The sequence below is a fragment of the Streptomyces sp. NRRL F-2664 genome, from assembly GCF_000719345.1.
In the GTDB taxonomy this organism is placed as follows: domain Bacteria; phylum Actinomycetota; class Actinomycetes; order Streptomycetales; family Streptomycetaceae; genus Streptomyces.
The window spans coordinates 1-12199 of the sequence record NZ_JOFX01000069.1 but is presented as its reverse complement, the minus strand read 5'-3'; the positions used below and the strand labels follow the sequence as shown (position 1 = coordinate 12199).

Here is a 12199-nt window from a genome sequence, read left to right as displayed (position 1 = left end):
AAGGTTCACCCCATGCCGCCGGTGCTTGCCCGAGTAGTGCGCGCGTCCGTCGCCGGACCGGCCACACTCGGCGGGGGTCCCGTCCAGGAGGGCATACCGCCAGGTGTTCCACGACAGCGTGAACATGGGCGCGGGCCGTTCCCAGGGCGATACCGAATCCGGCCGCGAGCCCGAGGCCCCCGAGTTGAAGAGCTGCGGACGTCAGACATCCCGCTCAACAGCCCGAGGGCCTCGTCTGTTGCGTCACCCGATCGGTGGCCAACCTGAACAGGCTCAGTATGTCCAGGAGGTCGGTGGTGCCCCACCGGCGCTCGATCTCACCCTTGATACCACCAGGGAAGTACCGAGGCGCGCTCAAGCTCGCCGGATACGTCAACACCGCCGCCGGCGGCCGAGGCCACACCGAACGCACCCTCGTCCGCAGCCTCCGCGACACCGCATGACCAAACCGGGAGGTCCCGGCAAGCGTTCGGGGCCTGAACCCCTCTGGTCTGCCGGCCTCTTCGGAGGTCGGTTAAACGCCCGGACGGAGGAAACAGCTGCAGGCGTTGCAGGCGAAGGTGGGGCCGTAAATGCGGCGCTTGCCGCAGCTCTGAGAGGATTTAAGGTGAATAAGATGATGCGGCGAGGCCTGCTGACCGCGGTTGCGGTGTTCTCTGTGGCGGTCCCGGCCGTGGCCGCCAGCGCCCAGGCGGTGGCGGCCGAGCGGGCCGACGCCGTCGCAGCCGAAAAGAAGCAGTTCCTTGGCATCGGGACGCCCGTCCCGACCAAGGCGATGGACGACGCACGGGAGAAGATGGGCAAGTACGTCACCGAGACCGGGGAGAACTGCGCAGAGAAGTCCTGGGACGTCCGGCTCGGTAACATAGGCGAAGACAATGTCCCCCAGTACTGGGTCGCGATCTTGACCGCGGAATGCGGAAGCTGAACTCTCCGCCCCGGTAACTGGGCGGCACCCGGAGCATTTGGCTGCGTCGCATTGCGGCATCGCCTGCGGAGCGGGCAGGGGCCCGGAGCGCATCCCGGTCACCCGAGTCGGAACATGATCGGCAACAGCAGGAGTCCCGCAGGAGAACACGGCCTCTTGCGGATCACGGAGGTTCTGGACTGCGCGGCCTGCAGGGGTGCCGTGTTCCTTCCTCGCCGGGCAAGGCCGCCTCTCTCCTGACCGCCTCGGGTGCTGGTGGCCGTCACGGGGCCGGGGCGGTCAGGACTGTTACGGCGCCTGTCGCGAAGGGGGCTGGCCGGCCGGGTCCGCCCCGACCGCGCCATACGCCTGCCGGCGCCGCCTCGCGTCCATGGCCGGAAAAGCGGATGGCCGCCAAGCGCGGCCCGGAATTGCGCTCGCCAAGCCGGAGGCCTGGCCGAGGCCGCGATCACCACACGGATACCGGCAAATGCGGCTGGCTGAAGCGCGGGCATGGGACCGGCTGGCACCCAAGACTCACCCACCGCTCCCCATGGTTCGACTGCGAGGGTGAACTGCCCTTGGCCGACTGCACTTGACCCGGCTGAAGGCCGAGTGCCTGTCGAAGGACCGGAACGCCCCGCGTGTGTGGCTGCTTCCTCCAAGACCGGCGCCCCTCCGGAGGGCGTGGACCCGCGCTCCTGGCAGGCATCTCTCCGCCGCTTCGACCTCGAGGACACCTTCCGCTTCACGAAGCAGACCGGGGCTGGACCACCCCAGGAGGCTCCCGCACTCCCGAAGCAGCGGACCGCGGGACCTGGATCGTGATCGCCGGCCACACCCAGCTGCGACCGGCCCGGCTGTCGGCCCTGGGAAGAAGCCCGCCAACGCCGACCGGCCCACGGCGGCACGGGTCCGCTGGGGATCCATGGCCGGGAATGCTCTCTGGCTTGCGGGCAGCCACGGCGCCTTGGCGCCCGCCGCGCGGTGCGGTCGGCGCCGGTAGAGCCCATAGCCGTGGTTTCTCGCGCACCTGGTCGGCTCCGATCCGGCCGCCGGACCTCTCGATGAGCTCCCTCGACCTTCGGCAGGCAGTCGTCGATCACCTTCAGCCGCTGCCGCTTCGCCGGGCCATCCCCTCCACGGCCGGGAAGCTCCGCTTCACGGTGTGGCGGCCGACCCCACTCGGCCGCCATGCGGTAACTGCCTGTAAGGTCGAACGCTTCAGGATCTCCATGATCTCCTTTTGCTCTTCCCGCCGGGCAACAGGACAGACAGGGGCGGTGCGGACGGCCAAGGGGATTACGCGTCCATCAGCGGGGATATCTCGTCCGCCTGCGGGGAACTTTGCAGTTCTCAGCCGGGCGGTCTGCGGGCCGCGATGCTGAGTTCATATCGGCAACGCGGACCGCAGGTATCGCACCGGGGTGCGGGGTGTCGCTGCCGTCGATGGAGTAGACGGCAGGTCCTGGGCGTGCCGTCTACGTCGCCCTTCTTGGCAGGACGGTGTGGCGTGTCGGTGATTGCCCACGCTGATGGTTTCGGGGAGTGTTTCGCTTTGGTGCTGTGGGGCGTATACCTGTCCGGTCTGGCCCCGCAGCCCGGTATGGCTGTGGCGCGCCTCGAATTCCATGCTGTCCGGCTGGGTGCGGGGAGCGCCACAGCTCCTTCGCCAGGCGGGTGTGGTCCGTCGGCTTCCTCCCGGTTGGGCCCGCGGATTCACGAATGCGGCCTGGATGAGTCGCAGCCCGCCGATACGTGGGCCCGCTCCATCACCCCGGCCACCCGACCCTGCCCTTCTGGCCGCCCTGGCCGCGGACGAAGCGGCAGGGGGCTGCAGAAAGGATCCGAAGGCCAGTGGGGTACTGCCCCTGCTCCAGCTCCACGGCCTGGGCGGTTTCGTGACCGCGCTCGGGCAGTTCCTCGGCAGGCACGGCTGGCCTGTCAATGCGACGGTGACCCCGCTCACGAAGCAGTGGGCAGCAGATCACGCTGCCTTCCACTCGGGTGACCTGGCCCGATCTGACTACGTCTACATGTGGGCCGACGGCATCTACCCCATCCGACTCTCTCCTCGCCCTGGACACCACCGCTGAAAACGCTCAGTGGCCAGTGGGGGCGCGTGGCGGCAGGGCATTGAGAATCTTGGCCGGTGAGCCGGTCTGGGCTCGTGGAGCGGTCCTGGCAGGGGTGGGTGGCGGTCCGGAGGATGACGCCTGGGACCACCACCCGTCACGGCGGCGTGGCTGACGTGGCCGTGTTGCCGTGGCGGTGCTTATTGTCCTGTTTGTCGGTGCCGGGTGTGGGATGCCACGCCGTGTGTGCTTCGCGGTGGGGCGGATGGCCCGGGTCGGTCGTCGGGGTAGTCCTCGGCCGCCGGGGGCTTGCGGACCGTCTGCCGCCCGGCTGGCCCGCCCTGTCCGCCGCCACCGCTCCGCGTCGAAACCACCTGGCCCTGGGCCAGCGCGTACACCACCGCCTGAAACGTCACCGCCCTGCCGGCCGTCGCCTGGCGAGTCGGCCCGCCCTGACGAGGGGGAGCAGAACGGAGGGGAACCCGCACCGCCCCAGGAGGCGTGGAACCCGGGCGTACCCCCCGCAGCGGCACGCGAAGGCCCGTCCCCCCGCGCCGCAGGGAGCATGACGGGCGAACCGACGCACCGGTCAGCGCCCAGCCCGCTGGCGAACCCAGGTCCAGTTCGGACGCGCCGGCTTCCCTCTTCCGCAAGCGCGTACTTCCCGCCTGACGCACCGTAGCCGCCACCGCAGAACCTTAGCCAGACTTCAGCCGGTAAGAGCAGATGCGGCCATGGCGCGGTACTCCCTTATGGCCAGTACGCTTGGGCGGGCCCTGCAGATGCCGCCGCTTTAATTCTTTTTCCTGAATGAATGGTGCAAGGTTCCGCCCGGGTACACTGTGTATGAAATGCTGTCGCCCTTGATGATTTTTTCCATTTTTTCTTTGAAGTTCATTCCTGGGGTGAATATGCGGTTCTCGATGTCAATGTAGAGCCCGCCTGCCTCCTGCTTGAGGATGATCGCCACGTGACCGCTGTCGCCGTCCTGGATCGCGTCCAGGACGGCTATCTGGCCCGGTTCGAGGCCGTTGACTGCGTCTACTGCATCGAAGTATCCGCCTGCTGCGAGCGGTTTTCCGAAGGTTTTTTCCAGATCGTGTCCGTTTACGGTCACGGCTTGCGACCCCGGAACGTAGGCGCGTCCTTCGGAAAGCGTCAGGAGTGCCGACAGGTTTGACTGTGCGCATATTCCGCCAGGAGAGGCCGCTCCGTAGTCGACGGCCAGGGCGCTTCTATAGGATGCCAGCGCCTCGAGGGTCGCCGGGACGTTGCCTTCCTGGACTGATTTGACGACGGAGTTGTACAGCTTCATATTCTCCATCGGGACGCTCATGATCCCGGAAGGGGCGATTACGCCCTTTATTCCGCTTTTCGCCCCAGTGAAGCGAGGGTCGCTTTTTGCAGGGCTTGCCGGCGGGGTGTAAACGGGTGACGCTATGCCAGGGGCCGGGTTCGCGGCCGGGCTTTGCGTGGAATTCACGGCAGGTATCACCGCTATGGATGCGGGCGAGGACTGTCCGGCACCGGGCGTGGAAGACCGGTTGGTCTTCATCATCTCGGTCCGTGCCACCTTGTTCCTGTCGTTCTGGTGCCGCCTTTGCTGGAGTTTGGTCCGGAGGCTTATGTTGATGTTCCCGCTGGGGTCGATGTGCTCGACGGGGTTGGTGTCGAAGGCTTGGTATTTGTTGAGGGGCGTGGGGTGGGGGTCGCGGGTGGTGAACCGCCCGGTGGCAGGGTCGTAGGTGCGGGCGGGGGTGTAGTGGGTGCCGGTTTCGGAGTTGGTGTACTCGCCGCCGAACCGGAACGGGTTGGCTGCGGGATCAGCGGCTGCGGGGGGAAGGGTGAGGGGGGTGCCGTCCGGCCGTGCCTCCTGTCCGTAGTCGGTGTAGTAGCGGCTGGTGCTCGCGGCAGCACGGGAGGTCGTTTCCAGAATGGTGTTTCCGCGCCGGTCGGCGTGCAGGTACGCAGCACCGTCTGGGCTGCCGTCCAGTGTGCGGTGCTCGCGTCCGGCCAGACCGGTGAGGTAGGCGGCGGTGCGGGTCTGCCCGTCCTTGGTGGTGTGGGTGTCGTTGGCGATGTCCCCGGCGGGGGTGTAGTGGAAGAGGACTGTGTGCTTCTCTCCGGCCGGGCTGGTGGTGGTAGAGGACTTGCGGCTGCCGTCGGGCCAGTACGCGTACTCGGTGCGGGTGCCGTCTTTGGCGCTGCCGGTCAGGGGCTTGTTGTCCGGGCTGTAGGTGTAGCTGGTGCCGTCCGCGCCGGTGGTGAGGTTTCCTGCCGCGTCGTAGGCCTGGGCAGCTTTGGTGCCGTCGGTGGTGACGGCGGTGAGGCGCCCGGCGGGGTCGGTCTCGTGTTCGGTGACGGTCTTCTTGCCGTCCTTGCCCGTGACAGTGACGGTGGTGATATCGCCGGCCGCGTTGGCCGTGTAGGCAGTGGACCGTATTACAGGGGCCTCCGCATCGGCGCCGTCGTGCAGGACGGTGCCCGTCAGACGACCGTAGGCGTCATAGGAATGCACCGTGTGGGTAGTGGTCATCCCGCCCGTGCTGCCGCTGCCCTCCTGCCCCTCACTGCCTCCAGCGGTGGTGGGCCGGATGTCGGTGCGGGTGGCGAGCTCGCCGCGGCTGTTGTAGGTGTAGGCCACCTGGGACAGCACGGCACCGTCTTTGCCGGTGAGAGTTTCCTTCTTCGGCTGGCCGCTGTCCCAGTACTCGGTGGCCGCCACGGTGCCGTTGCCGTAGGCGCTCTTCACCGGTCGGCCCAGGCCGTCGTAGGTGTAGGCGGCAGAGGAGACCTGCCCATCCTTAGTGGTCTGCTCGGCCTGTTTGAGGGTGCCGTCTTCGTTGTAGGCGTAGGCGGTCACGGCGCCTGCTGCATCTGTGGCAGTGACGAGCTGCCCGACCGCGTCATAGGCGCGGGAGGTGGTTCTGCCGTCGGGGTAGGCGACCGACACCATGCGGCCCTCGCCGTCATACCCGTAGGTGATGAGCGAGTCCTTCTTCGCCGCCTCGCTGGCACCTTCCCAGATGCCTGTGATCCGGTTGAGCCGGTCGTACTCCATGTGCCGGACCGTGGAAGCCCCTCCGGCGCTGGTGAGGGTCGCGGTGGCGAGCAGGCCGGTGCTGTCGTCGTAGGCGTAGACGGTCTGGGAGACCTGCTGGCCGTCCCTGGTCTCCACGGTGGCGGTCTTGACCTGGCCGTCGGGGTGGTAGGTATAGGAGGTGGTGTTGCCGAGCTGGTCGGTCTGCACAGCGAGGCGGCCTGCCTCGTCGTAGGCATTCCTGGTGCCGGCGCGGGTGTCGGCGTCCTGGCGGCCGTCCTGGGTGAGGGTTTTGCCGGTTGTCCGCCCGGCGAGGTCGTGGGTGAGCTCTGCGGTCATTTTCGCGCCCGGGTAGGCCTGCGGGGCTGCCGGGCTCAGGGCGGCCTTTGCAGCCATGCCGCCGGCGCCGTAGGACGGGGTCGTAATGACTTCGCCGCTGGTGGACGACAGCAGGCGCCCCAGCGCGTCGGCCTGGCCAGCGGAGCCTGCGGACGGGGTGCCGTCGGCGAAGACGACCTTTGCGCTCACCGTCCGCTGGGCGCTGTCAATGTCCCGTACGGTGACAGCGCGCGCCTCAGCGGCACGGGCTGATGCCTGGTCTTTACCGAGGACACCCTGCCAGACGGCCTCGGCCACAATGTCGGCGGCAGACTTCGCAACCGTGCCGTCCGGGCGGGTCACCTCAGTTGAGTGCCCCCACGGGTCCGACACAGCGGTGGTCTTGCGGCCTGCCGCGTCAGTGACGGTGACCTGGTGCTTCGCCCACTGCGAGTAGTCCGCCTCCGACAGCACCCGGGCGCCGTCCGCGTCGGCGTCGGGACTGTATCCGCCGTCGCGGTAGTTGTCCGCGGTGCGCACGGCACGCCCGAGGGCGTCCACGCTCTGCACGGTACGGCGCCCGTCCGGCGTGGCCACAACGGTCTGGGTGGGCGAGGGGTAGGAGATTTCGGTGGTCTGCGGCTGGGACGAGTCCGGCATGGCGGTGTGCCTGGCAGGCCGGCCCTTGTCGTCGTACTCGATGCGGGAGACCACGCGGCCCGACGGGTCTGTCTCCTCCAGCAGCGCACCGGTGGCGAGGTCTATGGTGCGGGTAGTGGCGGTCTCACTTTCCGTGCCCGGAGCAACGGTGACCGTCTCGGTCAGGCGCCCGTCCTTCACTTCCCGGCCGATGGCCGTCCTCAGTTCCTTCGGCCCGTCGCCCTGCGCTCCGTCGGCCCAGGTCACCGACTGCGCGGTGACCTGTCCGTCCTGGTCGTACTCAAAGGAGGCCTGCTCGCGGGCGGCCAGTCTCCCGCCGCTGCCGGCGGTGCGGGTCACCGTGTGGGCGACGGTGCGCCGCTCTTCGGCGGGGGTGGGGGTGTTGACGGTCTCCTGCAGGACGGTCCCGTCCCTGCCGGTCGTCTTCTGCGACAGCACCAGCCCGGTGGCGCCCTCTCCGGTGTCGTAGACGGTCTCGGTCACCGTGCCCGTCTCATCGGTGGCCTTCACGACGCGGCCGTAGGAGTCGTACTCCGCAGCGGTGGCCACCTCGCGCCTGTCTCCGGCGGAGTTGTAGACGGTGTTCACCTCGCGGACGGGGTCCGCCCAGCTGGCGGGCAGCTCCTGCCCCTGCGCGGGCGGCACGGGCGAGCCGGCCTCCTCCTGCCAGCCGTAGCTGTAGTGGAGTTCGCCCGCCGCCCGGTCGCCCAGCGCGGCGGTGAACACCTTCTGCGAAACCAGCAGATGCAGGCTGTTGTAGAGGGAGACCACCCGCTGCTCCGGATTCCCCTCCGCGTCCAGGCGCGCGACCTCGGTGGTGTAGGTGTAGCCGGTCCGCCCGTCGAAGACATCGTCCTCGCCGCTGAAGCCCCCGCCCGCCCCCGTGTAGTTGCGGCCCTCCTCCACCGAGGCACTGAAACGCTGCTCCGGCGCGGCCGGGTCCCCCTCGGCGTCCAGAGTGCGCAGGCGGGCGGCTGCCAGGGCCGGGACGGGGGAGCCGGGCAATTCTTCATATCCGATCTCGGTGACCTGGCCGGAGGGGGTCTCCATCCGGGAGATGACAGCGCCGTGCCCGGACAGCGGCCGCTCGTAGTCCAGCTTCGTTACGCCGCCGCCGGCGCCAGTGATGGTGCGGACCTGGCCGTCTTCGAGGCTGAGGACCGCGGTGAGGCGGTGGCCGTCGCCGGAGCGGGCCGGCGCCCGGAAGACGACCTGCTCCCCCCCGCCGTCCGTACCGTAGGAGACCTCGGTCACGGCCCCGTAGGCGTCGGTCACCGCCGCCAGCTGCCAGGCGTCCCCCGCCGCCTCGAACGCGAAGTCGATCCGGTTGCCGTGCCGGTCCGCGAACGCCGCCGCGTTGCCATCCCCGTCGAAGTACTGCACCGACCCGTCGGCGAGGTCCGTCAGCCGCCACTCAAAGCCCCGCTCCCCCACGCCCTCCCGTGCCTCCAGGACACCGCCCGGGACATGTTCGAAGCGCACCCCCCCGCCCGGGAACCGCTTCAGACCCGTCGCAGAGCCCCCGCCGGTGCCGTCGTCGTCGATGTCGTACACCCCGCCCGCCACCACCGCCCTGCCGTTCCCGGCATCCACGAACGGCAGGCCCAGGCCCATCCCCTCACCCAGACCCTGCCGGTCCACCCCCAGACCTGACAGCTCCTGGTCATACGACAGCGACAGGCTGAACGACACCCCGCCCCGCCCGGCTATCCCGAGCAGGGGCACTCCGAAGGAGTACCGGCCCGTCCGCGTATCCACCGCGCCCCCCGCACCCTCACCCGGAGCGAACACGCCGGACACCATGCCCGGGGCAGCGGGTATAGAGGCTGCGGCAGCCGCATAACGCGAGCCGGGGGAGGCGAACGCCTCACCAGCGCTCTCTCCCGCGGCAGTGCCAGCAGCGGCCAGGACCAGAAGACCCGCCACGCCACCACGGCGGCGCACTCGGCGGACAGAAGAAGGCACAACAGACCCCAGACGATCAAACGACGAGACAAAGCGGACATGTTTGCTTTAGCGCACCAGTCCCGGCGGCCGGTGTCCCTCCGCTGAACGGCCCCTGCACCGGCTGACCTGCCGTTGTCGGCGTACGACCTCACGAGCCCGCGATGGATCGGGGTGGGGCGGTGACATGACGAGGCCGCGCGGGGTTCTTCGAGTGTGATCAAGAAGTGGGCCCGCGCGGCCTCGTCTCATCCTGCCTTTTGCGGCGTGAGCCGCCAGCACTTCGGCGAGTGCCCGAAGAGCTCGAATCAGGTGGGAATCACAGTGCGAGAGCGAGCGTCAGGACCGGTGCGGGCACGGCCGCTGCCGTAGGGCGGGAGCCGGCCCGAAGTACGAACCCGGCTGTCATGACCGGGTGGTGATCACGCCGCCTTGCCTGCGCGCCGGTCTGCCCCAGGACGCACCCGCCGTGATCTACGACGTCGGCTCATCGACCACGGGCGGGCGGTCGGCGGGGTTCGGCCCCTGCTCGCGGCCCGCGGCTCCACCGTCCCCGACTGGCCGGGCCTGCGCCTTCGCACCCTGGAGGACGTCTTCGCCTACGCCGGGGCGGAGAACATCGAGCTGCGGCTCGACGGTGCGGAGACCCAGGCCCGCCGTCCGAAGGACGGCCGCCCCGGGCGCCGGGCGTTCGTCTCGGGCAAGCGCAAGCAGAACACCGTCAACACCACCAGGTTTAGCGACGGCCAGGGCCGCCTGCCCTACTCCGCGGCGGAACGGCCCGGCCGGATGCACGACCATGCCGCCGTCCGCACCGAGGGCATCGCCGAGCAGTTCCGGACCCGCCCCGGCGTGAAGGCCAAGGTCGACTCCGGCTACCAGGGCCCGGCCAAGGAGTTCCCCGACCAGGTGACCAAAAGGGCCTCGCTCAGCGTCGTGAGCGGGGTCTTCTTGGCGGGAAGGAGGGAAGGAAGGAACCCGGCCGGTGAAGTCACCACTCACCGCGGGCAGGTCACCACGGTCACCTCCACCCGGGCACCTCACGGATGCCGGCCCGGTGCCGAGAGTACGGCGGTCGGCGGGTCGGCGGGCGGATCGACGGCGGCCCCGGGGAGGAGAGGCCTTCGGCGGCGGTGCCGGCCCGCGGCGCGCCGGTGTCTCGCGTGCGGGACGGCTGGTCGGATCTGTCCCGGTGCCGAGCTAGCGGCGCTCCGTGCTCACCGGACAGATTCACGCTGGGCCCGGTCAACCTTCATCTTCACGTTCATCACCGTCGCTGCGGTGAACAGGCCCGCCCGCCCAACATGCGCGCGCACGTGCGCATGTGAGGGAGCCCGCGGTGCGGTGAATTCCGGCCGGCTCCGGCCGCCGTGGCCCGGTGGCCTCTCCCGGGCCGGTTACCGGCCCTGTGTACGCGGGTTCGCACTGCTCAGGGCAGGCCGGGGCGGCGTTCTCGGCCGGTAACCGGTAACCGGGTGCCCTCTCGCGCGGGCACGCGAGCGCGGCTACGCGTTGGGCCCGGTTTCGCAGGGCTGGCCGAGTGCGTAGAACGCGAAGTTCGCATCCGGCGGGCATCGGTGAGGAACCGGTTCGCCACCCGGCTCGTTGCGTGCACTCCCTGGTCATGTGATCGCCGACCGGAATGCTGAGGTCATCGCTGTTGTGGCCCGTAGGCATGCCCGGAGCGTGGGTGTTGCTGCCGTCGACGAAGTCGGCGGCAGCACTGTTTCGTTCGGGTAGGTGCAGGTCACGCCGATGGCGGGCTCTGGAGCATGCCCGTCGGCGGGTGGCGGCCATGCAGCGTGGCCGCCCAGCGCTGTTCTGTTCGGCGCGGTGCCGGACGCGGGCTTGGCGGTCAGGGCTGAACAAAATCTGATGGTGCCGGTATCAGCGCAGGTCAGGAGAGCGGCGACTTGGCCAGACCGAGCACGGCAGACTGACGGCACCCGAAGCTCCGGCGACTCGGGTGACTGGGAGGTAACCTTGATCGTCGGAGCTTCGTTGCATGCCGGGAGGATGTTCCGATGGGCCGTCACACTGCTGTGGCCTGCGGGTTTATGAGACCGAACTTTGAATCAGCCCTGCCCCGCGCACTTGAATCAAGGTGCGGCCGGACGCTGTGCGGATTCCTTCTCCGAAGGGCAGAACACCACCCCGGAGGGTCATCCCCTCCTCCGGCTCTGCGTGCGGCTTTTCCCCCTCAGCCCGACCCCGTGACCGCCGACTCGGCGTCGCCATCCCTGAACATCGCGACGCGGAGGCTCAGCCCGGCATGGGCACGCTGGTTGAGCCCGAGTTCATCGCCTACACAGGCGGTGGCGCGGACGCCTTCGGCAGCGCGGGCCGACTCGTCCGGCGTCGCCGGACTCGCACCGCCCCCCCGGGACTCCGGTCGAATCAGCGGCAACATGCGTCGGCCACACCGCTACCACCGCCGACTCCGCGCGTCTTCTACCTCTCCGCTTCTTTCCTGATCTCTGCTGCGAGTATCAGGGCGCCCGCAGCGCCGATATTGTGGTGTATGTGCTTGCTTAAGTAAGAGTACGGATAAATCAGGGAGCTGCGCATGATGGAAGCTTCCGTTGTGAGGATCTCCATGTCTTCCCTGTAATCCTGGGCATAGCCGGGGTTGTTTTCCAGCTTCTTCCTCATCGACTCGATCCACTTGTTGTGCTGCGCAAGGGATTCCTGGAAAGGCTTGAGCTGTTCGTCCATCCATTGCAGTAGCCCAGGAGTTATTCCGTGCTGAGCTTCGGCGTGGGCCAACCTGCTTTCCGCTATGCGCTCACGGAGGTCACGCATAACTTTCTCCTGGCTGTATACGGCGCCTGTCTCGTCCTTGAATAGTGCAGGGTTGAAGTCTGCGCCGTCATTGACGAGAAGTGCTTGCTCCTGAAGCCCTTCCGATATTTTAGCGTATTCTGTGGCGGTAGTACCGTCTGTGCCCCATGACTTTATTGCTTCTGTTTTTATGTCGGAGGCCGCCGTCACAATCTCGCTATGTAGTGCAGTGGATTCGATTCGCAGTTCTTTGATTCTTGCCTGAATTTCTTCTCTTGTGTGCTTGGCTCGAGCTTCGGCCTTCGGGTCACGGGCAGGTTTCGCCTTGCCCTTCCAGCGATCCATTCTGTTTTTGAGCTTCACGCCGAGGGGCAGGTTTCCGGTGGGGTCGGTGTATTCGATGGGGTTGGCTGCGTAGGCTTGGTATTTGTTGAGGGGTGTGGGGTGGGGGTCGCGGGTGGTGAAGCGGCCGGT

The 12199-nt window shown here is 68.2% G+C and carries 4 protein-coding genes and 2 pseudogenes; 4 read left to right on the top strand and 2 right to left on the bottom strand.

What is annotated here, in order from left to right; translation table 11 throughout:
* Window positions 1–607: 607 nt before the first annotated feature.
* Together IF89_RS0132640 and IF89_RS49750 are read left to right on the top strand one after the other, a co-directional pair.
* Window positions 608–928, top strand: coding sequence for a hypothetical protein (locus tag IF89_RS0132640; RefSeq protein WP_158717998.1), 321 nt, complete (start codon window positions 608–610; stop codon window positions 926–928).
* Between the two features lie 1814 nt (window positions 929–2742).
* A pseudogene (locus IF89_RS49750) lies at window positions 2743–2964 on the top strand (IS256 family transposase); the annotation flags it as partial.
* Between the two features lie 811 nt (window positions 2965–3775).
* On the opposite strand, the gene IF89_RS0132630 reads toward IF89_RS49750, so the two are convergent.
* On the bottom strand, window positions 3776–8758 hold the full coding sequence (locus IF89_RS0132630) for an RHS repeat domain-containing protein (RefSeq protein ID WP_158717997.1): 4983 nt from the start codon (window positions 8756–8758) through the stop codon (window positions 3776–3778).
* A gap of 618 nt (window positions 8759–9376) precedes the next feature.
* Here IF89_RS0132630 and IF89_RS49745 point away from each other — a divergent pair.
* Entirely contained in the window at window positions 9377–10408 is a 1032-nt protein-coding gene (locus IF89_RS49745; RefSeq protein WP_420706992.1) for a transposase family protein, read from the top strand.
* A 781-nt stretch (window positions 10409–11189) separates the two neighbouring features.
* Window positions 11190–11415: pseudogene (locus IF89_RS48090) on the top strand (transposase); the annotation flags it as partial.
* Here IF89_RS48090 and IF89_RS46310 read toward each other — a convergent pair.
* On the bottom strand, window positions 11396–12199 hold an 804-nt coding region (locus tag IF89_RS46310; RefSeq protein ID WP_158717996.1), incomplete at its 5' end, for a hypothetical protein. The pseudogene IF89_RS48090 and the gene IF89_RS46310 overlap by 20 nt on opposite strands.